15 protein-coding genes are annotated in these 22,472 nt (G+C 66.3%); 7 read left to right on the forward strand and 8 right to left on the reverse strand.

Annotated features, from left to right (window positions below):
• Positions 1 to 19 precede the first annotated feature (19 nt).
• The 4 genes from ACIQ51_RS08265 (at position 20) to ACIQ51_RS08280 (ending at position 3,867) form a co-directional block, all read left to right on the forward strand.
• Positions 20 to 1,027 carry a sugar ABC transporter substrate-binding protein gene (locus ACIQ51_RS08265; protein WP_396204562.1) on the forward strand — a complete coding sequence of 336 codons (1,008 nt, stop codon included), beginning with the start codon at positions 20 to 22 and terminating at the stop codon, positions 1,025 to 1,027.
• A complete protein-coding gene (locus ACIQ51_RS08270) occupies positions 1,024 to 1,977 on the forward strand; it encodes an ABC transporter permease (RefSeq protein ID WP_396204563.1) in 954 nt (317 codons plus the stop codon). Before ACIQ51_RS08265 ends, ACIQ51_RS08270 begins: the two co-directional genes overlap by 4 nt.
• Positions 1,974 to 2,738 carry an ATP-binding cassette domain-containing protein gene (locus ACIQ51_RS08275; protein WP_396204564.1) on the forward strand — a complete coding sequence of 255 codons (765 nt, stop codon included), beginning with the start codon at positions 1,974 to 1,976 and terminating at the stop codon, positions 2,736 to 2,738. The genes ACIQ51_RS08270 and ACIQ51_RS08275 overlap by 4 nt, the downstream gene beginning before the upstream one ends.
• 85 nt (positions 2,739 to 2,823) lie before the next feature.
• Positions 2,824 to 3,867: a peptidyl-alpha-hydroxyglycine alpha-amidating lyase family protein gene (locus ACIQ51_RS08280; RefSeq protein ID WP_396204565.1), complete on the forward strand. Its 1,044-nt coding sequence runs from the start codon at positions 2,824 to 2,826 to the stop codon at positions 3,865 to 3,867.
• A gap of 136 nt (positions 3,868 to 4,003) precedes the next feature.
• Here the strand turns inward: ACIQ51_RS08280 and ACIQ51_RS08285 are convergent, their stop codons facing one another.
• Both ACIQ51_RS08285 and ACIQ51_RS08290 read right to left on the reverse strand, forming a co-directional pair.
• Complete coding sequence (locus ACIQ51_RS08285) at positions 4,004 to 6,202, reverse strand: PQQ-binding-like beta-propeller repeat protein (protein WP_396204566.1); 2,199 nt, start codon at positions 6,200 to 6,202, stop codon at positions 4,004 to 4,006.
• Complete coding sequence (locus ACIQ51_RS08290; protein ID WP_396204567.1) at positions 6,199 to 8,025, reverse strand: HupE/UreJ family protein; 1,827 nt, start codon at positions 8,023 to 8,025, stop codon at positions 6,199 to 6,201. The genes ACIQ51_RS08285 and ACIQ51_RS08290 overlap by 4 nt, the downstream gene beginning before the upstream one ends.
• 182 nt (positions 8,026 to 8,207) lie before the next feature.
• On the opposite strand from ACIQ51_RS08290, the gene ACIQ51_RS08295 reads away from it, so the two are divergent.
• Complete coding sequence (locus ACIQ51_RS08295; RefSeq protein WP_396204568.1) at positions 8,208 to 9,389, forward strand: hypothetical protein; 1,182 nt, start codon at positions 8,208 to 8,210, stop codon at positions 9,387 to 9,389.
• Between the two features lie 86 nt (positions 9,390 to 9,475).
• Here the strand turns inward: ACIQ51_RS08295 and ACIQ51_RS08300 are convergent, their stop codons facing one another.
• On the reverse strand, positions 9,476 to 9,931 hold the full coding sequence (locus tag ACIQ51_RS08300; RefSeq protein ID WP_396204569.1) for a RidA family protein: 456 nt from the start codon (positions 9,929 to 9,931) through the stop codon (positions 9,476 to 9,478).
• 97 nt (positions 9,932 to 10,028) lie between these two features.
• Between ACIQ51_RS08300 and ACIQ51_RS08305 the strand changes: the two genes are divergently transcribed.
• The gene (locus ACIQ51_RS08305; RefSeq protein WP_396204570.1) at positions 10,029 to 10,274 is read left to right on the forward strand and encodes a zinc ribbon domain-containing protein; all 246 of its coding nucleotides are present in this window, start codon (positions 10,029 to 10,031) and stop codon (positions 10,272 to 10,274) included.
• A gap of 102 nt (positions 10,275 to 10,376) precedes the next feature.
• Here ACIQ51_RS08305 and ACIQ51_RS08310 read toward each other — a convergent pair whose 3' ends face one another.
• Genes ACIQ51_RS08310 through ACIQ51_RS08320 form a run of 3 tightly spaced genes read right to left on the reverse strand, consistent with a single transcriptional unit; the run spans position 10,377 to position 16,346 of the window.
• Positions 10,377 to 12,368, reverse strand: coding sequence for an ankyrin repeat domain-containing protein (locus ACIQ51_RS08310; protein WP_396204571.1), 1,992 nt, complete (start codon positions 12,366 to 12,368; stop codon positions 10,377 to 10,379).
• Positions 12,361 to 13,749: a DUF1552 domain-containing protein gene (locus tag ACIQ51_RS08315; protein WP_396204572.1), complete on the reverse strand. Its 1,389-nt coding sequence runs from the start codon at positions 13,747 to 13,749 to the stop codon at positions 12,361 to 12,363. Before ACIQ51_RS08315 ends, ACIQ51_RS08310 begins: the two co-directional genes overlap by 8 nt.
• A 32-nt stretch (positions 13,750 to 13,781) precedes the next feature.
• Complete coding sequence (locus ACIQ51_RS08320) at positions 13,782 to 16,346, reverse strand: DUF1592 domain-containing protein (RefSeq protein ID WP_396204573.1); 2,565 nt, start codon at positions 16,344 to 16,346, stop codon at positions 13,782 to 13,784.
• A gap of 218 nt (positions 16,347 to 16,564) precedes the next feature.
• Here ACIQ51_RS08320 and ACIQ51_RS08325 point away from each other — a divergent pair, with 218 nt between their 5' ends.
• Positions 16,565 to 17,548: an aldolase/citrate lyase family protein gene (locus ACIQ51_RS08325; RefSeq protein WP_396204574.1), complete on the forward strand. Its 984-nt coding sequence runs from the start codon at positions 16,565 to 16,567 to the stop codon at positions 17,546 to 17,548.
• Positions 17,549 to 17,630: 82 nt separating this feature from the next.
• On the opposite strand, the gene ACIQ51_RS08330 is transcribed toward ACIQ51_RS08325, so the two are convergent.
• Positions 17,631 to 18,971 (reverse strand): hypothetical protein, encoded by a 1,341-nt coding sequence (locus tag ACIQ51_RS08330; RefSeq protein WP_396204575.1) that lies wholly within the window; start codon positions 18,969 to 18,971, stop codon positions 17,631 to 17,633.
• 29 nt (positions 18,972 to 19,000) lie between these two features.
• Positions 19,001 to 22,210, reverse strand: a complete 3,210-nt coding sequence (locus ACIQ51_RS08335; protein ID WP_396204576.1) for a SusC/RagA family TonB-linked outer membrane protein — start codon at positions 22,208 to 22,210, stop codon at positions 19,001 to 19,003.
• Between the last annotated feature and the right edge of the window lie 262 nt (positions 22,211 to 22,472).

Below are 22,472 nucleotides of genomic sequence, written 5' to 3' on the forward strand. Positions count from 1 at the left end.
CGCGGCGTAACTTTCACCCATGCGCCTACGTTCATTCTTTCCTGCAGCCACGCTCGCCGCCCTCCCCCTGCTGGGGTGCCAGACCGAGTCCGCCGAGCAGCCCATCATCGGTCTTATCACCAAGACCGAGACCAACCCGTTTTTCGTGAAGATGAAGGAAGGTGCCGAGCAGGCGGCTACCGCCAGCGGGGCCACCCTGCTCGCCGGCGCCGGCCGCAGCGACGGCGACAACGCCGGCCAGGTGGCGGCCATCGAGAACCAGCTCGCGACAGGGGCCAAGGTCATCCTGCTCACCGCCAGCGATGCGAAGGCGATCGTTCCCACGGTGAAGAGAGCACGGGAGAACGGCGCCCTCGTGATCGCGCTCGATAGCCCCACCGACCCGGTCGATGCCACCGACGGCTTCTTCGGCACCGACAATTACAAGGCGGGTCAGCTGATCGGGGCATACGCCAAGGCGCGGCTTGCGGGCGCGGCGGCGCGCATCGTGACGATCGATCTCATTCCCGGCCATCCCACCGGCGCGCAGCGCCACAATGGCTTTCTGCAGGGCATGGGGCTCGCGTCCAACGACCGCACCAGCAACGAGCTCGCGCTGCCCGCCGACGTGGTATGCCATGGCGACAGCGTGGGCGATCAGGCCAAGGCGCAGACGGTGATGGAAAACTGCCTGCAGAGCGCGCCGAACGTGAACGTGGTGTACGCCATCAACGAGCCCAGCGCGGCCGGTGCGTACAATGCGCTCCAGAAGGCCGGTCGTGAGCAGGATGTGTTCATCGTCACCGTCGACGGCGGATGCCGCGGTGTGGCCGATGTGGCCGCCGGTAAGTTCGCCGCGACGGCCCAGCAGTATCCGCTCCGCATGGCGGAACTCGGGGTGCAGGCCGCCCTCGAGTTCATCCGCAGCGGCAAGAAGCCGAGCGGCTTCACTGACACGGGGGTGGCGCTGGTGTCCGGGCAGCCGGTCGCGGGCGTACAGAGCCTCTCCGTCGACGAAGGCACCGCCCGCTGCTGGGGCACCAAGTGACCGTACAGCAGCAGGCGCGTCGGCTCGCGACCTTCGGGCCCTTCATCGCCCTGCTGCTGGCCTGTCTCTTCTTTGCGGCACAGTCCCCGCGCTTCCTCACCCCCGAGAACTTCTCCCTCATCACACAGCAGGTGATGGTGGTGGGCGTCTTGGCCATCGGGCAGACGCTCGTGATTCTCACTGCCGGTATCGACCTGTCGTGCGGCATGGTCATGGCACTCGGCAGCATGGCGATGACGCTGCTTGCCTCGCGCGCAGGATTCGCTCCCGCCATGGCAGTGGCCACCGGACTTGGGGTGACCACACTGGCCGGCGTGGTGAACGGCCTACTGGTCACGCGCATCAGACTGCCACCGTTCATCGTGACGCTGGGCACGATGAACATCGCCTTCGCGCTCACGCAGATCATCTCGAAAGCGCAGAGCGTCACCGACCTGCCGCCGCTGCTCACTGCACTCGGTAACACGCTTCGCGTAGGCGTTACGCCCGTGGCCTACGGGGCACTGCTCATGGTGGTGCTGTACACACTCGCGTGGTGGCTGCTGCGTGAAACGGCCGGCGGCCGGCACGTGTACGCTGTGGGCAACAACCGCGAAGCGGCGCGACTCTCGGGGATTAATACGGAACGGGTACTGCTCGCCGTGTACGCGCTGGCGGGGCTCTGCTACGGGGTGGCCGCGCTGCTCTCGGTCGCGCGTACCGGCGTGGGAGATCCGCAGGCCGGGCAGACGGAGAACCTCGACACGGTCACCGCCGTGGTACTGGGTGGCACGAGTCTCTTTGGTGGGCGCGGGGTGATCACCGGCTCGCTGATCGGCGCCCTGATTGTGGGCGTGTTCCGCAATGGCCTTACGCTCATGGGCGTGTCGTCGGTGTATCAGATCCTCGTCACGGGGGTGCTGGTCATCCTCGCCGTGGCCACCGACCAGTGGTCGCGGAGGGCGTCATGAGCGTGGCGCCCAATGCGCCGGTGGTACTGCGGGCCCGCGACCTGCGTAAGCAGTACGGCCAGGTCGTGGCGCTCGACGGTGCCGATTTCGATGTGCGCGCCGGTGAGATCCTCGCCGTGATCGGCGACAACGGCGCGGGTAAGTCGTCGCTCATCAAGGCACTGTCGGGCGCACTCGTCCCAGACAGCGGCACGATCGAGCTCGACGGCAAGCGCGTGGACTTCACATCGCCTGCCGATGCGCGTGCGGCGGGGATCGAAACGGTGTACCAAGACCTCGCGCTCGCGCCGGCCATGAGCATCACCGACAACCTGTTCCTGGGGCGCGAACTCCGTCGCCCCGGTGCGCTGGGCACGCTGCTCCGCTGGATCGACCGCCCACGCATGCAGCAGCAGGCCGCAGAATCGCTCGCAGCGCTTGGCGTGAACGTGCGCTCCATCACGCAGGCGGTGGAGACGCTCTCCGGCGGTCAACGTCAGGGCATCGCCGTGGCCCGCAGCGCCGCCTTCGCGCGCCACGTGGTCATCCTCGATGAACCCACCGCCGCCCTCGGCGTACGCGAAAGCGGCATGGTGCTCGACCTCATCCAGCGCGTGCGCGCTCGCGGGCTGTCGGTGGTGCTGATCAGCCACAACATGCCGCACGTATTCCAGCTGGCGGATCGCCTCCACATTCAGCGGCTCGGCCGGCGCGTGGCACTCGCGGATACGGCCTCGATCACCATGGCCGATGCGGTGGCGATCATGACCGGCGGGGCGTAGCGGCACCCGCCCCAGTTGCCGACCCGTTGCCGGCGCCCCAACTTCGCTGAAGCCTCAGGAAGTCCCCCCACCTCCCGCCCTGCCCATGCGCCGCCTCGCCTATCTCGCCGCGCTCTGCGCGGCGTCCGTTTCTGCACTGGACGCCCAGTCGTCGCCCACCATGCCCCCGGTGAACGACAAGCCCAACCCCTACACCACCGTGGAGGGGTGGGCCAAGCTTCCCGACGGCCGCACCTGGGGCTCCACAAGTGCCGTAGCCATCGACAAAGACGGCAAGCACATCTGGGTGGCCGAGCGGTGCAGCGTGAATAACTGTGCCAGCTCAACACTTGCCCCGGTCCTCAAGTTCGACCAGAGCGGCAAGCTGGTGGCCTCATTCGGCGCCGGGATGATTCTCTCGCCGCACGGTATCCACGTGGACCGCGACGGCAACATCTGGGTGGTGGATTGCGCCTGCACGCTGGGCGCCACGCAGGCGCCTGCCGGCAAGGGGCACCAGATCCACAAGTTCAGCCCCACCGGCTCGTATCTCATGTCGCTGGGCAAGCCCGGTGGCGGGCGTGACACGGCATTCTTCTGGCAGCCCAACGCGATCGTCACTTCGAGCAACGGCGACATCTATGTGGCCGAGGGGCACTCGTCGCGTGCTGGCGCGAATGCGCGCGTGCTCGTGTTCGACAAGAACGGCACCCTCAAGAAGAGTTGGGGCACCTGGGGCAAGGGCGAAGGGCAGCTTGACCAGCCGCACGCGCTGGCGTTCGACAGCAAGGGGCGCCTCTTCATCGGCGACCGCGGGAACGATCGCATTCTCATCGTGGACAAGGATTTCAAGATCCTCGACACGTGGTATCAGTTCAGCCGCCCCAGCGGCATCTGGATCGACAAGAGCGACAACATCTACGTGGCCGATTCCGAAAGCGGCTCCGTGAACCCGCCGCACGGCGCCTGGACCCGCGGCATTCGCATCGGTAGCGCGAAGACCGGCGAAGTGACGGCGTTCATCCCCGACCCCGAAACGAAGCCCGCCAACACCAGCAGCGCCGAAGGGGTCGCTGTCGATGCGGCGGGCAATATCTACGGCGCCGAAGTGGGGCAGAAGGCGTTCAAGCGGTACGAGCGCAAGAAGTAAGATGAAATGAGCGCGCGTGCATGGCCGGGGAGTTTTCAGTGGTCAGTGGAAGTGGTCAGTGTTCAGTTGAACTGACGACTGATGACGTCCACTGCACACTGAAGACTCCTCAGCCCCGCACGCGACCGACCCCGCTTTACTTCTGCAGCTTCATCGCGACCAGGCTCGTGTTCTCCTCGGCGCCCGTCGCGAACACGATGTACTGCTGCCCCTTGTGCAGGAACGTCATCGGTACGGCGGTGGTCTTCGCGGGGATCTGCACGGCGGCCACCTGCTTGCCGGTGTTCTTGTCGAGCGCGAACAGCTTGGGCGGCTCACCCGGCAGACCGCCGCTGCGGCCGGTGCCGTAAATCACGAGCGTCTTGGTGGTGATCGCCTGCGCCTGCCCACGGCCCGGGAGCGGCGGCAGCGTGACGCCCGCAAAGAGCGGATCACGGCTCGTCTGCTTGAGGAATCCCGCGTTGGGCGCCCACCAGGCCTTGTCGCCGGTCTTGAGGTCGTAGGCGGTGATGCCACCGTACTCCTTCGGCTTGGCGATCGAGATGCCGCCGATCATGGAGCCCGACGCGCGGCCGCCAAAGCCCACGTTCTCGGGCTTCTTGTACCCTTCCGGCGTGGGCAGCGCGCCCAGCAGGCCGCAGTTGCTGGCCGGCGAGCTGTAGGCGAACTCACTGCACGGATCGTTGAGCAGCGTGGTGGTGCTGAGCCCCGTGATGCTCGCCACGAAGATCTTCCCGGTCTCCGGGTCGATCGTGGCGCCACCGTCGATGTTCACACCGCCACTCGCGCCCGGCGCATACCACGCGCACTTGTAGCCGCTGGCATCCTTGCCGTCGGCCGCAGCTGGCGGAATGTAGTACGGGCCCATGCGGCACTTCTTCGCGAGCGCGAGCGCGCTGTCGCGGATGGCGGGCGTGTAGTCGATCAGATCCGCCTCCACGAGCCCCTGCTGCGAATACGGCGCGGGCTTCGTGGGAATGGGCTGCGTGGGCGCCGACTCTTCACCCGGCACGCCGCTCTTGAGCACCGGCGTTTCCGGCATCGGCCAGATGGGCTGGCCGGTGATGCGATCGAACACGTACAGCCACCCCTGCTTGGTGGGCTGCGCGACGATCTTGCGCGGCTTGCCGTCGATGGTCACGTCCATGAGGTTGGGCGCCATCGGCGTGTCGTAGTCCCAGATGTCGTGGTGCACCATCTGGAAATGCCACTTGCGCTTGCCCGTCTTCACGTCGAGCGCCACGAGCGAATTGCCGAAGAGATTGTGGCCCGGGCGATGGCCGCCGTATTCGTCCATGAGCGGCATGCCCACGGGGATGTACACGGTGCCGAGGGCTTCGTCGGCGGCATACGGGGCCCACGCATCGGTCTTGCCCACGCCCTTGGTGCCCTGCTTCGAACCGTTCTTCCAGGTGTCGGCGCCGAACTCACCGGGCTGCGGCACGAGGTTGAACTTCCACAGCAGCTTGCCCGTGGGGATGTCGAAGGCCCGGATGGTGCCGATGGGGTTCGACGCGCGAATGGGGTAGTAGCCGTGAATCGACGAGTTCCCCACGATCAGCACGTTGCCCACCACCATCGGCGGCGAGCTGGCGGCGATCTGGCTCAGGATACCCACCGTACCATCGGCGCCGATCTTCTTCACCGGGTCCCACCCTTCACCGGGCTTGGCTTCGCGATACGGAGCGGCGTCGGAGATGATGAGCGGGCCGCTGTCGTCCACGGCGAGCTTCACCATGGGATAGCCGAGGCCCTCCATGAGGTCGACCGTGCCCTGCCTCCCGAACGTCGCATCAGGCTTGCCGGTCTTCGCGTCGAGCGACACGAGGTGATACCCCGGCGTGGTGACGAGGAGGCGCTCCTTGCCCCCCTGGCTCCAGTACGAAATGCCGCGGCCGGCGAACTGACGCGGCGCCTTCTGCCAGCGGATCCCTTCTTCCACCTTGTACGACCAGAGTTCCTTGCCCGTCTCCGGATCGAGCGCCACCACGTGGCGCTTGGTGCTCGTGACGGTGTAGAGACGGCCGTTAGCATAGAGCGGCGTGGTGCGATAGTACTCGTCGGGGCCGTGCTTCTCGCCACCCTTCCACTCCCAGGTGACGGCGAGCTTCTCGAAGTTCTCGGCGTTGACCTGATCGAGCGGCGAGTAGCGCGTGCTCCACTGATCGGCGCCCCAATGGCGCCATTCACCGAACGCGTTGCCGCGCACCATGGGCTTGGCTGCCGCGGCGGCCTTGGCGGCCTGCGCAGCGAGGGGAGAGGTCGCGAGTGCGAGAGAGGCACCAGCGGCACCGAGGGCGAGGGACGCCCAGCGAAGGGTACTGCGTCGGATCATGGATGCTCCGTACGTGCGCGAAGACGTGAATCGTGAGCCCTACCGAACTGCCTGTTACTGAACAACGGGTGCTCCTGCACCTGCAATGGCGTGCCGTTCGCACGCCCCATGGTGGAATCCACGCGCACGGACTTGAGCCACGCGGGTTCCGGTGACAACTCGGTGCGCCCCGGGGGCATACCGTTGAGCCGCAGGATATACGCGGTCACCCACACGTATTCATCCTCCGTGAGACTGCCGGGCGCCGCCTTGGGCATCGCCTGGCTCACATAGTCGTACAGATCGAAGAGCGCGCGACCGAACCACTTGTTCGTGAAGGCGGGACCCTGATGGGTGGCGGTGGTGTGGCAGCCGAGGCAGTTGCTGTTGAAGACCTCGCGCCCCTTCACCGCCTGATCGGCGGTGTACACGCCGGCCTTGGTGGTGCGCGGTGCCGTCTGCGCTTCGAGCGATGACATCGGCGTGATGCTCCACACGCCGACCGCGGCGAGCGCGAGCGCCGCGGACGCCACGCTGCGCGGCGTGAGCAAACGGCGCATCCAGCCGGAGAGCGCCCACGCCACCCCCGTGAGCACCAGCACCGCCATTGCCACGCGAATGAGCGTGACCGCCAGCGCGGCGTCGAACGCGGGCATGGCAAACGGCACCGCGCGGACATCGGCAAAGCGCGCCGTCATCCAATGCCACGCCTCGTGGGCCACGAGCGTGGACAACACCACGATACCGGCGCGCTCGGGAATGCGCGCCAACAACCGATCGAGAAGAGGGATCATCACGAGCAACACACCGAGCTGAGCGAGTTCCACGCCCACGTTGAACGCGAGCAGAGAGGTGACAAGGTGCGCCCCGGCGAATTGCAGGGTATCGCCGAGCGCGGAAGAAAAGCCGAAGCCGTGCACGAGACCGAAGATGAACGCCACGATCCATCGGCGTTCCACGCGGGCGCCCAAGACGTTTTCGATCGCCATGTACACGATCGACGCGGCGATGAGTACTTCCACCAGGGGCGCGAACCACGCCACACTCGGCACGAAGCCCAGCGCCGCTGCAATGAGCGTGATGGAGTGGGCCACCGTGAACGCGGTGACCATCCCCACCAGCGGCCGCCACTGCCGGAAGGGCAACACGAGGCAGAGCACGAACAGCAAGTGATCGATGCCCCCCAGCATGTGCGCCATGCCATGCTGCACGAAGGTCCACGCGGCGTGCCACCAGCGTGGGTCGAGCCGCACTTCGCCCGGATTGCCGTCGAAGCTGTAGCGACGCTCGGTCCCGTTGGGGTCCACGAGCGTGAGTACCGTGGTGGTACGCACGCCAAGGTTGGCCCAGCGCGGTTCGATCACGAGGTCGCGTATCGGCACCGAAGTGGCAACCTCCAGCAATACTTCGAGACGCAGCTGGCCGTGCGGGAGATCGGTGGCGGTTGGGAGTGCCTGCTGCGACACCGCCGTCAGTGCAGCGCCAAACGAATCGAACGCACGATCGGAGGGAAGCGCGGCGCGCACCGCCATGACCCGCGGCGCCCCCAGCATGGCCGAGCCGTCGCGCAGCGTCATGGCGTCGGCCACCCACAGCTGGGCGGCGTCGTGCAGGTACGGCGCCGCACGCGACACGTCGAGCGCGTCGTTGGCAAGCACGGGGAAGTCCACATCGCGCACTGCGTCCATCGGGATCTGCACGAGCAGGCGCACCCGGTCGGCGGCCGGCGCAACGTACGCCCGCACGCCCACATGGCGCGGAATTTCGTGTGCGAGCACGACGCGAACGGGGAGCAGAAACGCCACCCACATCGCGATCGCCAACTGGAAGCGACCGAGGCGCAACGATTCTCTGGACAGGGGAGATGCGGCGGGTACCTTCAACAGGTCGGCCCAAGCCGGTCCGGCGCAGGCGTCACCGTCTCCATCCCACGGTGCGCGGCTGCATGAAGGTTCCCAGAAATTACCACCAGTGCGCGGGATGTACACCGTCCCGCCACGATCCCCTGCCCCCTTCGGAGTATGCGATGCCGAAGTTCCGTCCCGCGACACGTTGGACCGTGCTCGCCCTTTCCCTCGCCGCCCTCGGGGCTGCGCAGGCATCCCTGCAGGCCGATGGCCGGCAAACGGTCCAGGCCCCGAAGTTCGAGGTCGATCCGCTCTGGCCCAAGCCGCTCCCCAATCACTGGATCCTGGGCTCGGTGATCGGCGTGGGCGTGGACAGCCGCGACCATGTGTTCATCATCCACCGCGGCGACTCGACCCTCAACCAGCGCACCGAAGCCGGCGCCAATGCCACCCCACCCATCGGCGAGTGCTGCCGCTCGGCCCCGCCGATTCTCGAGTTCGATCCCGATGGCAACCTCGTGAAGGCGTGGGGCGGACCGGGTACCGGCTACGACTGGCCGTCGAGCAACCACGGCGTGGCCGTGGATGACAAGGACAACGTGTGGATCGGCGGCAATGGCGCCATGGATTCGCACATCCTCAAGTTCTCGCACGACGGCAAGTTCCTCGCGCAGTACGGGACCCCCAAGCAGGCTGCCAACAGCAACGACAGCTCCCATTTCGGCCGTGTGGCCAAGATCACCTTCGATGCCAAGGCGGGTGAGGCTTATGTGGCCGACGGCTACGGCAACAAGCGGGTGGCGGTGATCGACGCCGCGTCAGGAAAGCTCAAGCGCTACTGGGGCGCCTACGGAAACCGTCCTGATGACGCGCGCATGCCCCCGTACGACCCGTCCGCGCCGCTGGCCCAGCAGTTCCGCAACCCGGTGCACTGCGCCGAGCCGACCAACGACGGCATGGTCTACGTGTGCGACCGTCCCAACGATCGCATTCAGGTATTCCAGAAGGATGGCAAGTTCGTGAAGGAGGTGCGCGTGGCCAAGGAAACGCGCGGCGACGGCTCGGTGTGGGACATCGCCTTCTCCCGCGACCCGCAGCAAAAGTACCTGTACCTCGCCGACGGCAAGAACGAGCGCGTGTACGTGATGGACCGCCAGTCGCTCGAGATCCTTACCTGGTTCGGTGACGGTGGCCGCCAGCCCGGACAGTTCTTCGCGGTGCACAGCATCGCCACGGACTCCAAGGGGAACGTGTACACCACTGAGACCTACGAAGGGAAGCGCGTGCAGAAGTTCCGCTACAAGGGCATCGGTGCGGTGCCGCGCGGTTCACAGGGCGTGGTGTGGCCCACGGGCAAGTGACTCACGCCTGATCTCGTCGAGCGATACGACAGCGGCCCCGGTGGATCATCCACCGGGGCCGCTGTCGTATCAGGGGTGACAATCGCTTACTGCGGAATCACACCTTGGCATTCAATCTCCACCTTGGCGCCCGGCACCACGAGGGCGGCCACCACGACGGTGGAACGAGCCGGCGGGTTGCTCGGGAAGAACTTGGTGTAGGCCTGGTTCATCCCCTGAAAGTCCTTCACGTCGGTGAGGAATACGGTGCACTTGGTGGCGGCCGCGGCGAGCGTTGTGCCGGCGGCCTTGAACACCTTTTCGGTGTTCTCCAGCGAACGGGTGGTCTGGCCGGCGATGGTCGTGTCGGTGGGGCTGGTGCCGAGCTGACCGGAGGCCCACAGCTGATTACCCACCCGGATGCCCGGGCTCAGCGTGGCGGTGATGCGCTGCCCTTCCCCAACGACTGTCTGACGTGCGGCAGGTGCTTGCGCAGCGAGTGGGGCGGCAGCGAGGATTGAGAGGGCCAGCGCAGCGAGCGTGGAACGGCGCATCTGAGGCATTGCGTTTTCTCCGGGGAATCGCGGTGGGTCTGGACGTGCATGAATATCGTTCGACGTACCTTCAGCCGAAACGGACACACAGGGAGAGACGCTCAATATGCCGATGTTCGACTTCGTCTGCACGTCGTGCCAGCATGCGTTCGAGACGCTCGTGCGCGGCAGTGCCGTCCCCGCCTGCCCGGAATGCGGCAGCGTGGAGCTGGATAAGCAGCTCGCCCTCCCCGCCATCAAGACCTCGGGCACGCACGGCAAGGCAATGGCGGCCGCCAAGCGCCGCGACAAGGCGCAGGGACAGGAGCGGATGCACGCGCAGCGGCAATATGAGCTGAGTCACGACGACTGAACGGGCCGGCCTATAGGTGCGCCGTGGGGAGAAAGCAGAACGTAGGGGACACAAACGAAAAAGCCCGCGCCGATGTGGCGCGGGCTTTCGTACGTCAGCGGATCAGCAGCTCCGGCACTTGTTGCTGTTCTTCGAGCCGAGCTTCACCAGCAACTCCACGGTCTCGAGGAAGGGCGGGATCCGCTGGACCGGACCGTTGGCCATGTCCGCCGTGGTCTGCCCACGCCGGCTGAGCGCCTTCACGTCGGTGCCCTTGGTCATCAGATACTGAATGAGTTCGTTGTCGCCGCGCGCCGCGGCATGATGCAACGGGTTGTAGCCGTTGAAGTCACGCGCATTGGGATCGGCCTTGAGCTCCTCGAGGAGATACTTCACGGCCGGCAACCACGCGTCCGGGGCATGCCGATGCGAATTGGCCGCATAGCCTTCCCCGTAGCCCACGCCCGACGCGGCGTGAATGGGATGCACTCCCGGACCGCCATCGGGTACCGGCGGAAGGCCCGACGGATCCGCGCCACCCGCCGCGCCCTCTTCCGGCGCATCGTCGCCGGGAAGGCGCCCCACCGGCTTGATCGTGGGGATCGTGGGATCGGCCTTGTACTGCACCAGCAGCTTCATCGCCGGCACGTCGAGACCGTAGGCGGCGCGCCAGAACGGCGTGGCCCCGACGGTGTTCACGCCGAGCAGGTCGAAGTTGTACGACATGAACCAGAGATGCTTCTTCAGGCGCACGTTGGGATCGGCACCGGCCTTGAGCATCTCTTCCATGAGCTCGAGGTGGGTGACCTTCTGCTGCAGCTGCGCCGTGGGCTGCGGGTACAGCGACTTGGGCGCCCACTGCGTGTTGATCACCGCGTACAGCGGCGTGGCCCCGGCATCGCTGGCCAGCTTCACGTCGGCGCCTTTCTGCATGAGCGCGCGTGCAAGGTCGAAGCGGCCGTTGATGGTGGCCATCAGCAGGGGCGACGTATGGTCACCCTCGCTCACATGGTTCACGTTGGCGCCGGCGGCGAGGAGGCGCTCGACGGCTTCCAGGTTGCCCTCACGCACGGCGAAGAGCAGCGGGGTCAGTCCCCCCTTGTTCCCGATCAGCTCACCGTAGGACGGGCCTCGGTTGATGAAGCCGGTCTGCGGGCGCGCAGAGTCCCCAGCCGCGCGAGGCGCGCCGGCCGCCACCGGGCGTGCGCCGTTGGCCAACGGGGCCGCCGGCTTCGCATCAGCGGACTTGGCAGACGGCTTCGCCTCTGCCGGCTTAGCCTCTGCCGGCTTAGCCTCTGCCGGCTTAGCCTCGACAGGCTTCGCCGCGACCACAGGCGCCGGCATGGTAGCGGCGGGCGTGGCCCCCGCCCGGGGGGCCGGCGACGGCGCCGAGGGGGGCATGGTGGGCGTGAACGTGCTGGGCGCCAGCGGTGACTCCGCCGCCTTGAGCGCCGCCACACGACGGGTGCGCGCAATCATCTGCGCGCGGATCTCCCGCTCCTGCTTCGGGATGTCGTCGATCTTCGACGCCGCCTCGAGCCCGGCGCCCGCCTTGATCAGCACATCAACAGCAGAGACCCGGTTGTAGGCCGCGGCCCACATGAGCGGCGTCTGCCCCCACGCGGACTCACGAATGTCCACCGGCACCTTGGCGTCGAGCAGCGCCTTCACGCTCTCCGCATTGCCGTTGCCCGCCGCGAAGTGGAGCGCCGTGGCGCCACCGGTGCTCGTGCCGGCCAGCGGATTCGCGCCGTTCGCCAACAGCAGTTTCACCACCGCGGCACGCCCTTCGCGGGCGGCGAGGTGCAATGGGGTGTAGTTGCCGTTACGCGTGACCGCGTCCACCCGCGCACCGGCATACACCAGCATGCCGGACGACGCGGCATCCCCACGCTGCGCCGCCCAATGCAACGCCGTCATGCCGTCGGCCAGCGCAGCATTCACATCGGTTCCCTGCTTGATCAGCAGCCGCACCCGGGCGGTATCGCCGCGCATGACCGCGTCGGCGACCGGCGCCTCGGTGGGATTGCGACGGGCGGCGGTCAGCAGCAGCGCGCTACCGCACGCCGCCACCAGCAGCAACCGCGCCTGCGCCCGCGACCGGGCCTTACGCATGGGCGTTGAGATTGAGGAGGCCGGTGCTGTCACCGAACGTGCTCATGTCCTCGAGGCCGAGCGTGTGCATCATGCTGAGCATCGCGTTGGACATGGGCGTACCGTCCGGCGCCTTGATGTGCATGTTGCCGGCAATGCGGTTCTCCGCCTTGCCCAGCACGATCAGCGGGCAGCGGCGATGGTTGTGCAGGTTCGAGTCGCCCATCGGCGAGCCGTAAATGATCATCGTCTTGTCGAGCATGTTACTCTCGCCTTCCTGGATGCCCTTGAGCTTGTCCAGGAAGTAGGGCAGCATCGAGACGTGGTACTTGTTGATCATGTTGAAGTCCTTCACGCCACGCTCGGTGCCGCCGTGATGCGAGGCCGGGTGGAACGGCTTGTCGGTGCCGCTCTCCGGGTACGTACGGCTCGAGCCGTCACGGCCCATCTTGAACGAGAACACGCGCGTGATGTCGGCCGCAAACGCGAGCGCCTGGATGTCGAACATCAGCTTCACATGCTCGGCGAACGAGTCGGGCACGCCGGCCGGTGCCTCAGGCAGCTCGCGCACTTCCCCGCTCGTGTTGCGCGCTTCCACCCGCTGAATGCGGCGCTCCACTTCGCGTACCTCGGTGAGGTAGCGGTCGAGGCGCACCTTGTCCTCGGGGCCCAGCGCCGCCTTGAGCGACGACATTTCGCCCGACACGAAGTCGAGGATGCTGCGGCGCGCACGACGGCGCTCGGCGCGCTCGGCACTCGTACCGCCGACGCCGAACAGCTTCTCGAACGCCACGCGCGGGTCGCGGATGACCGGCAGCGGCTCCGTCGGCGACGCCCAGCTGATGGAGTCGGTGTACACACAGGCGTAGCCGTAGGCGCAGCCGCCTGCCTGGTCCACGTTTTCGATGCACAGCTGCATCGACGGAATGGGCGTGTCCTGCCCGAAGCGCTTGGCATACAGCTGGTCGAGCGACGTGCCCACCTTCACATCCGAGCCTTCCGTCTGCTTCGGATGCATGTGCGTGAGGAACGTGGCGCTCGAGCGGAAGTGGTCACCGCCGATCTCATTGGGCGACGTGGGTTCGGCCTCGCGCACGTCGGTGTTGCTGATGATCGTGAGGTAGTCGCGGTACTGCTCGAGCGGCGTGAGCGCCGTGGGCGACAGGTCGAACTGGCGTCCCGTGGCCGCGGGCGACCACAGGTTCATCTTCGCGCCCCATTCGTTGCAGCCGGCAGCGCCGTGCACCATTTCGATCGCCACGAGGCGCGGCGCCTGCTTGGCGTTACCGAATCCATTGCGGCCGATCGGGATCATCGCGTCGAGGTACGGCAGGGCGATCGTCGCGCTCATGCCCTGCAGGAACTGACGGCGCGGCATGGCCTTTCCGGTCAGGAAATACATCGGTTGGTCTCCGGTCGTTGTTGAGGCAGGGATCAGTGAGAAGCGGGAGCGGCAGCCTTCGCGTTGCCCTGCGCCACCACCTGACGGAGGCGGAAGGCATCGCTCTTCACCACACCCAGCACGAAATCGTTGATGCGATAATTGTTGGCGCGCGCGGTCGCTTCGATGCGCCGCACGGTCGGGGCATCGAAGTACTCCACGCGACGTCCCAGCGCATACGCCATGAGGTTCTGCGTGAAGGAGCGCATGAGTGGTACCGGGCGCTTGAGTAGCGCTGCCTGCAACTCGGCCGGGCTCGTGATCTTGGTGCCGTCGTAGTAGTCACCGCGTGTATCAAGCGGCGCCCCATTCTCACGAATACGCCAGCGGCCCATCACGTCGAAGTTGTCGAGCGCAAGGCCGATCGGATCGATGAACTGGTGGCACGACTTGCACGTGGCGTTGGCGCGGTGGATCTCCATGCGCTCACGCGTGGTGAGCATTCGGCCTTCCTTTGTGCCCTCGGTCTTCTCGAGGTCGGGGATGTTCGGCGGCGGCGGCGGCGGCGGCGATCCCATGAGGACTTCCATGACCCACTTGCCGCGAAGCACCGGCGAGGTGCGGTTGGCGACACTGGTGAGCGTGAGCACGCTGCCGTGGCCCAGAATGCCGCTGCGCGGCGAGCCGGCGGGATACATCACGCGACGGAACTCGCTGCCCACCACACCGGGGATGTCGTAGTGCTTCGCCAAGGACTCGTTGAGATACGAGTAATTGCCGGTGAACAGCTCGGTGACGCTGCGGTTCTCGCGCACGAGGTTGTAGAAGAACAGCTCCGTCTCGCGGCGCATCTCGTGGGCCAGCTGCTCGCGGAAGTCGGGGAACTGGTTGGCATCGGGGTGCACCAGGTCGATATCCTGCAGGCGCAGCCATTGGGAGGCGAAGCGAGTAGCCAGCGCCTCGCTCCGCGGATCGGCGAGCATGCGCTTCGTCTGCTGTACCAGCACGGTGGTGTCGTTGAGACGGCCGCTGCGGCCAAGCGCCACCAGCTGCGAGTCGGGCGGTGCGCCCCAGAGGAAGAACGACAGGCGCGACGCGAGATCCACACCACTCACGGGCACACGCCCCTTGGCGGTCGCGGGCACCTCTTCGATACGGAAGATGAAGTGCGGGCTCGAGAGCATCGCCTCGAGCGCCATGCGGATCCCCATCTCGAAGCCGCCGTCTTTGGCGCCAGCGTCGTAGAATGCCAGCAGCGCCTTTGTATCGGCGGCAGCAAGCGGACGACGATACGCCGTCGCGCCCAGCTTGTTGATGATGCGTTCCGCGCACGGACGCGTCTCGGCCGGCGCCAGCGGACGACAGCTGAAGATGCGACGACGGCTCGGCGTGTCCGATACGCCGGTCGGGTTGTAGGGGCCGGTGATGGCGAAGTTCTGGATGTGCGCCTGCACCGTGATGCCCGCCTGCGCGCCGATCTGGGTGTCGGCGATGCTGTGGCCGAGCGGCGTGATGTTGTCGTTCACCGGCCCTTCGAAGGTCCGGATGAAGGTGGCGGTGATGCGTTGTGGGCCGGCGCGCACGGGGATGGGCTTGGTGCGGATGTCCATGCCCTGCGGGTCGGCCTGCGACATGCCGCGATCCACGTCGATCACCGCGGCCCGTTCGCCGTTGACCGACACTTCGATTTTCTCGTCGAACGGCGCCGTCGAGGCGAACAGCTGACCGGTGGGAATGGCGTGCAGCGTGACCGTGAACACGTACTCCCCATCGGCAGGGAACGTGTGCACGACCGACGCACCGCCACGCGTACCGGCGGGGGCCCCTTCCACCTGATCGAGCTGCGAGGCGAGGCGCGCGATCTTGAAGGTGCTGGTGGACACACTCGCCTTGGCGTCACCCACCGCCAGACGCGAAATCTCGCTGGCGGCGTCGAGGTAGGAATCCAGCAGCGTGGCCGACGGCATCTGCACGTCCGCGATGTTGTCGAAGTTGGCACTCTTGGTGTCGAGCGGCAGCCACGACTCGGCCTTCACGTCGAGTGACAGCACGTTCTTGACGGCACGCTCGTACTCTGCGCGATTGAGGCGCTGGAATGTGCGCGTGCCCGGGTTCGGATTGGCCGCGTAGCGGGCGTCCATCGTGCGCTCGAGTGTTTCGAGCAACACCTGCAACGTGTCACCACCCGGCTTGGCGCGCCCCGGCGGCGGCATCATTCCCGTACGCAGCTTGTTGATCATCTTCTCGGCCACATCGGGGGCCGTCTGCCCGATCGTCGCGAGATCGAACTGCTGGAGCGACAGGTTCCCCTGACGGCGCTGATCGCTGTGGCAACCGGCGCAGGATTTCTTCACCACATCGCCCAGCGCAGCGGCCGTCATCGCCGTGGCCGTGGCGGGACGGCGCAGCACCGGGTGACCGGCGCGTCGGCTGGCGCGCGTGACCGCGGCGTTGACCGGATCGGTCGCTCCATCGACGAACGACAGGTCGTACGAGGCGGGCACGACAGGGGAGGCATCGGGCGCGGCTACGCGCTGTGGCTCCGTCCCAGGGCGCTCGAGCGCCGCGACGGCCAGCAGGGCCAGACAACCGGTACCGGCAGCAACCAACGACTTCATCCCGAACTCCGGGCGCAGGCGGGTGTGGTCGGGTCGGGCGCGCAGGTGGGAGCGCGCGCCCGCAAAGGGGAGATCGAAGTGATACGTATAAAGTGACAGGAACGTTCGCCGAAAGGAAAGCCTCGGCGGGGGAGCCGTAATCCGTCCCACCTCAGCGCTTGTGCTCCCTGCGCCGTTGGGCAGTGTTAAGAGCCATTACCCCACCCTCGGAGGATTTCGTGCGCTCCAGCTGGATGCTGGCGGCTTCGGCCGCGCTGTCGCTCGGCCTGCTGCCCCCCGCCCCCCTCGCGGCCCAGGCCCGATTCAACCCTGTGATCGACCTGCTCGCCGCCAAGAAGCCCGTCTTCGGGCTCTATGCCCCGGCCAACCGGCGCGCACGCCCCGGGCAGCCTGCCCCGCCGGCCGACTCCATGAAGACCATGGCACAGCTGGCGCAGGAGGCGCTGGCCTACAAGAAGGTGGACTACATCTTCGAAGGCACGATGGAGTACAACTTCGACCAGTCCTTCCCGCCCTTCACCGAGTTCGCCAAGGCCATGTTCGACGGCGGCGCGGTCTCCGGCGGGCGCAACGCCCGCGCCGGTCACGGGCTGTTCGTGAAGACCCCGGAGATTGCCCCCGATCCTGCCGTGGCCACCGCCCGCATCGGCAAGCAGCTCAACGAGGGCGTCACGGGGATCGTGTTCGTCGACGTGCTCAGCGCCGAGGAGCTCAAGAAGGGGATCGCGGCCGTTCGCTTCAGCTCGAAGGGCGGCACGCGCTCCGCCAACGTGGGGAACGCCCCTGCGCGCTGGGGCATGAGCGAGAAGGAGTACAAGGAGCGCGCTGACCTGTGGCCGCTCAACCCGAAGGGCGAGCTTCTGACCTTCACGATCGTGGAAAGCAAGGAAGGGCTCTCCAAGATCCGCGAAATCGCTGCAGTGCCGGGCGTCGGTGTGCTCTTCCCGGGCGCCGGTACGTTGCGCGGCGTATTCACCAGCACCGACGCCAACGGCCAGCGCAAGTTCGACGAAGTGGCATGGGAAGCGGCCATTCAGTCGGTCCTTGCCGCCTGCAAGGAGTTCAACGTGCCGTGCGGCTATCCGGCCGGAGCCGCCGATATCGAGATGCGCATGAAGCAAGGCTTCAGCGTGTTCGTGATCGGCTGGGGGGAGCAGGGCTTCAAGGCCGTGGACCTCGGTCGCGCAGCCAGCGGACGCTGATCCTGTTCGATCCGCCACAACACAAAGGGCCGCCGGAGAGATGCTCCGGCGGCCCTTTGTGTTGGTCCTGCGAGTTCAGCGCTTACGGGTTGCGGTCGATGCAGCCACCCGCCGCCTTCGGGTTGTTCTTCTCGTCGAACGGAATCGGGATGTTCACGTCCGTTCCGTACGTGCCCGCGAGCGGCGCCGGCAGGTTGCCCGTGGGGAAGACCTGCGCCGCGGTCCGGCCGTACTGACGGATCAGACGGCGCATGTCACCGAGGCGGTGACCCGTAAGGTACAACCAGATCGCGCGCTCTTCGAAGAACTGCGAGACGGCTTCGGCCTGAACAGTCGGCGCGCTGCCGGCCAGTGCCGCGATGGCCGGGGTGTTGCCGGCACGCAGCGTATTGAGTCCAGCGAACACCGCATCACGATCAGCCTGCGTGTCGCCACGCAAACGCGCTTCCAGTTCGATCAGACGCGCTTCGATACCCGAAGCAATGACCACCGAGCCGGTACGCGCGTACTTCAGTAGATCGGGCAGGTTCCGGCTCGATCCATTGAACCCGGTACGCGTGGACGGCGACCACGGGATACGCGGATCCGCCGGCGTACGAAGCCAGGCGATACCGTTCGTGCCTTCGTTGTTGACGATGGCGTAGCGCGAATTCGGCACCGCCAACGCGTTCCAGACGCCATTTTCCTGGCGGCCGGACGATGTGGAGTGCGCCGTGGCCCACACGAAGTTGGTGGGTACGGCGGACACCGCCGCGGCAGCGTCCGCGAAGCGACCCTGGTTCAGCAACACGCGGGCACGACCCACGCGGGAAAGGTTCTGCACGCGCGTATCGGTGCCGGCGCTGGCGAGCGCCGAATCGAAACTGGCGAGCGCCCGCGTGTAGACCTGCGCCGTCGTCTGCGGATCACCGAACTGCGTCCCGGCATCCGTTTCCTCGGAGAACGGGACGCCGGAGCAATACGCTTCGGCGAAGAAGGTCTCGGTGAACCCGCGGATGCCGTACAGCTCACCGATGTTCTGGACCGGCGTCGGCGCCACCTTCTTGAGCACGGTGATCGCGCGCGTCGCGCCCGAGCGGGCACGATGCAAATTGCGGTAGAACCCGTCCATCGCGGGCAGGTTGTCGTTCATCGTGCGCGCGTTCGGGAACAGGCGGTCGTCGAACGTATCGGTCGAGTACATCTCGTCCGTTACGTTGCCGGTCACGACCACGAAGCTCTCGAGGTTAGCGTTGCCCGAATAGACGTTCTGGAAGTCCTGGATCACGCCGAAGCGGAGCGGGTTGGCCCCCGTTGCCGAGGCGTAATCCGCCGGATCGAGGATGTCCGGATCCTTTACTTCGAGGGTGCTGGTACTGCATCCAGCCACTACGCCGACCGCGAGGAAGAGGGCACTCGCGGGACGAGCCAGTCGTCGAGTCACGTTGATGAATCGCATGGGTGTACGTGCTCTCAGAAGTTGAAGTTCATGCGGAGCGTCCAGTAGCGCATCGGCGGAGTCGAGAAGAACTCCTCGTTGCCGCGCTGGTCGCCGTTGCCGACGGTCGTTTCAGGATCGACACCGGTAAACGGCGTCCAAACACCGAGGTTACGACCGGTAAACACCACGTTCCAGCGCTCGGCGCGAACAGCCTTGGCCCACTTGTCGGGCATCGTGTAGGCCACCGAGAGTTCGCGGAAGCGGGTGAAGGAACCGTCCTCGTAGAAGCCGGTGAACACCGACGCCGCCGCGGCAACGGCCATGGCCTGCTCCTCGAGCGGCGCGCCCGTGTACAGACCCTGGCACGAGACGCCGGCCTGACACTGGTGACGCTTGGTGTTGTTGAGCTTCTTCATGCCCCACTTGCTGTCAAGCTGGCCCGAGATGCGAAGCTTCTTGTTCAAGAGCTCCACCGTGGGGCTGAACGCGACTTCGCGGGTGGGGAAGGACGGGCCGATGAACTGGTTGGCGCCGTACGTCATCTCGCCGGCCACCAGGATACCGTCGCCGTTGGCGTCCTTGTACGTGTACGTGCGGCCCCAGAGACCGTAGAGCGGATAGCCCGGCGCATTCAGCTGCGTGTTGCGGTTACCCGTAGGGATCGGGGAGACGCCTTCACCGAGCGTGACCAGCTCGTTCTTGTTGGTCGAGCCGGTGAGGACGAATTCGAGACCGAGCTTCTGGCCGTCGATTACGCGCTGATTGTAGACGAGCTCGAGACCGCTGTTGCGCACGTTGCCGATGTTCTCGAAGCGCGAGGTCACGCCGGCAATCGAGGGCGCCACGCGGCGCTCAATGAGCGCGTCCGTGGTGTTCTTGTCGTAGTACGTGACTTCGATGTTGCTCTTGCCGCCGAACATGTTCAGATCGAAACCGGCTTCGGTTTCGGCCGAATACTCAGGCTTGAGCGTGGCATTGCCGAGGGCACCGATGGTCACGCCCGGCTGGTCCGCGCTGCCAGAGATCGTGGTACCAAACGGCGAGAGGAAGCGCAGGGCGTCCGTAGCGCCAGGGATCTGACCGGACGCGCCGTAGGTGGCGCGAAGACGGAGGGAGCTGATCCAATCAGCCTGCGGGAAGAAGCTCTGATCCGAGATCAGCCACGAGGCACCGAGCTTCGGATAGTTGACAGCACGGAAGTCCTTACCGAACGCCGACGCCGCATCGCGGCGCATGGCCGCCGTGATGAACAGCTTCTCGTTCCAATTGAACTGCTGCTCGACGTAGTAGCCCAGCGTACGCTTCTCGTCGGTTTCCTGCGACGCGTTGCGGATGGCACCGGCGGTGATCGTCACGGCTCCCGGCGGCAGCCCCTGGCCCGTTCCGCCCACACGGTTGAAGAAGTTGCGGATGTACTGGAGGCCGAACGACGTCTTCGAACCAAGCGACGACGTGAGCTGGCGAGTGGCCGTACCACCAAGGTCCACCGTCTGCTGGTTGATTTCCGAGCGGTTGTTGTTGACGAAGCCGGCGCGATTCACGCCCAACACGCCCTGTTCGTTGCGCTGCAGCGACTGGTCTGCACGCGACGCGAAGTCGATACCGAACACCGCGCGCGTGTTGAGCCAGCTGTAGGGCTGGTACTGCAGCTGCGCGGAGTTGATGAAGCGATTGACGTTCTGGGTCGTGACGTTCGAGAGGATGTCCCCCATGGGGAAGGCGCGCCAGCCGAGCAGCTTCACGCCGCGGCCATCCACGAGGTCCTCACGCCATTCGCCACCGAGCATGCCCACCATCAGACCATTGCCGTTGTCTTCGTTCTGCGGCAGCCGCTGGCGGCTGGCAATGAAGCCGGACGAGATCTGCAGGGTGGCCTTCTGGCTGATCTGCGCCGTGAGGTTAGCGCGCAGGCTGTTGCGATCGAGTGCATTGGGGCGGAGCTGCGTCCCCGGCAAGGACGCGTTACGCTCGGCGGTCAGACGGCGGACTTCGATTTCCGGCATCTTGTAGATGCCCGTCTCGCCTTCCGTTTCACCCGACACGAAGTACTGCACCCGATCATTACCGCCCGAGACCTGCATGCCGTACTGCTGGCGCGACCCGCGATCGATCGGCGTCAAGCTGTCGATCAGGAAGGCGTTACCCACGCGCAGGCTGTCGGCTCGGCAAAGGCCCGCGGCCACCGAGATGGCGGGGCAGCGCACGCGGTTGCCGGCGGTCGCGCCGGACAGCTGGGTGCCCCACCCGAAGTACATGAGCGGGAACTCGTTGGGGTTCGTGATCGCACCGTTCTCGCTGTAGAGATTCCAGCGGGTGCGCCCCGACTTACCTTTCTTGGTGGTGATGTTGATTACGCCGTTGGCCGCTTCCGTGCCGTAGAGCGTGGCGGCCGAGGGGCCCTTCACCACTTCGATGTTTTCGATTTCCTCAGGATTGAGGTCATCGAGACGCGACGGCGCCGAGCCGCCGACGCCGATCGAGGAGCTGCCGGCGGTCGCCGTCATACGCACGCCGTCGATGATCACGACGGGGTCGTTGGAGAGCGAGAGCGACGCTTGGCCGCGAATGCGGATTCGCGAGCCGGCGCCGGTGGCACCGGCCGACACGACCTGCACGCCGGCCGCACGACCGGAGAGCAGCTGGCCCATGTTGGCCACGGGCAGTTCCGCGATCTTTTCGGCCACGTTGACGGTGGCGGTGGCGTTGGCCAGTTCGACCTTACGCTGCTGGCCGGTTACGGTCGTCACGACGGCGGACAGCGAGAAGGCGGCCTGCGTGAGCGCCGCGTCGGCCACCACCGGGGCGGTGCCACCGGCGGTCACGTTGAGCTTCTTGGCCTCGTAGCCGATGCGGCTCACTTCGAGCACGATCGGACCGGCCGAGGGAATACGCAGCGAATACCGGCCGTTCTCGGTGGTCAGCGCACCGTTTTGCGTCCCTTGCACCAGCACCCTGGCCTGCTGAATGGGCTGGCCGGTGGCGGCATCGGTAACGCGTCCAACGACCGTTCCCCCGGTGCCCTGGGCATTCGCCGATGCGGGCGGCACCCACGCGAGCAGCGCGGCGGCCAGAGGGAGGACAGCTGTCCTCAATCGCCGCCAGACTGGCGCACGAAGGGTGGTGGTGTGCGGCGGCGAGCAGCTTCGCTCGCCACGTGCGAACGCAGCGGGAACGAACAATCGCATCTCGTGACTCCCCAGATCAGGATCACCGGCCGGCCACTCGATGTTGTGACCGGCCATGGTCCACAACGCCGCGACCCGTACGCCACGCGTACGGGGTCGAAGCGGGACCACTGCTATGCACGGAAGCGGCGCTTCCGATGGGCTCAGGCGAAGTGGTGCGGCGTAATGGACGCGCACCGGAGGTGGGACCCGCCAGCGGTCGAGCATGCCAGCAGGGACAACAGGCAGAGGGTACGGCCGCCCGCGAATACTGTCAATACTTATTTGCGGGATTACCTCATCGAAGATGAGGTGAATCGAACCAGTCGCCGGTGCCCCA

The sequence above is a fragment of the Gemmatimonas sp. genome (assembly GCF_044344655.1).
Lineage (GTDB): Bacteria > Gemmatimonadota > Gemmatimonadetes > Gemmatimonadales > Gemmatimonadaceae > Gemmatimonas.

What these genes read in the sequence shown, in the direction of transcription:
- ACIQ51_RS08320 (WP_396204573.1), bottom strand. Translation starts at nt 16,346, where the DNA reads ATGAAGTCGTTGGTTGCTGCCGGTACCGGTTGTCTGGCCCTGCTGGCC.
- ACIQ51_RS08315 (WP_396204572.1), bottom strand. Translation starts at nt 13,749, where the DNA reads ATGTATTTCCTGACCGGAAAGGCCATGCCGCGCCGTCAGTTCCTGCAG.
- ACIQ51_RS08335 (WP_396204576.1), bottom strand. Translation starts at nt 22,210, where the DNA reads ATGGCCGGTCACAACATCGAGTGGCCGGCCGGTGATCCTGATCTGGGG.
- ACIQ51_RS08265 (WP_396204562.1), top strand. Translation starts at nt 20, where the DNA reads ATGCGCCTACGTTCATTCTTTCCTGCAGCCACGCTCGCCGCCCTCCCC.
- ACIQ51_RS08285 (WP_396204566.1), bottom strand. Translation starts at nt 6,202, where the DNA reads ATGATCCGACGCAGTACCCTTCGCTGGGCGTCCCTCGCCCTCGGTGCC.
- ACIQ51_RS08310 (WP_396204571.1), bottom strand. Translation starts at nt 12,368, where the DNA reads ATGCGTAAGGCCCGGTCGCGGGCGCAGGCGCGGTTGCTGCTGGTGGCG.
- ACIQ51_RS08305 (WP_396204570.1), top strand. Translation starts at nt 10,029, where the DNA reads ATGCCGATGTTCGACTTCGTCTGCACGTCGTGCCAGCATGCGTTCGAG.
- ACIQ51_RS08275 (WP_396204564.1), top strand. Translation starts at nt 1,974, where the DNA reads ATGAGCGTGGCGCCCAATGCGCCGGTGGTACTGCGGGCCCGCGACCTG.
- ACIQ51_RS08295 (WP_396204568.1), top strand. Translation starts at nt 8,208, where the DNA reads ATGCCGAAGTTCCGTCCCGCGACACGTTGGACCGTGCTCGCCCTTTCC.
- ACIQ51_RS08280 (WP_396204565.1), top strand. Translation starts at nt 2,824, where the DNA reads ATGCGCCGCCTCGCCTATCTCGCCGCGCTCTGCGCGGCGTCCGTTTCT.
- ACIQ51_RS08300 (WP_396204569.1), bottom strand. Translation starts at nt 9,931, where the DNA reads ATGCCTCAGATGCGCCGTTCCACGCTCGCTGCGCTGGCCCTCTCAATC.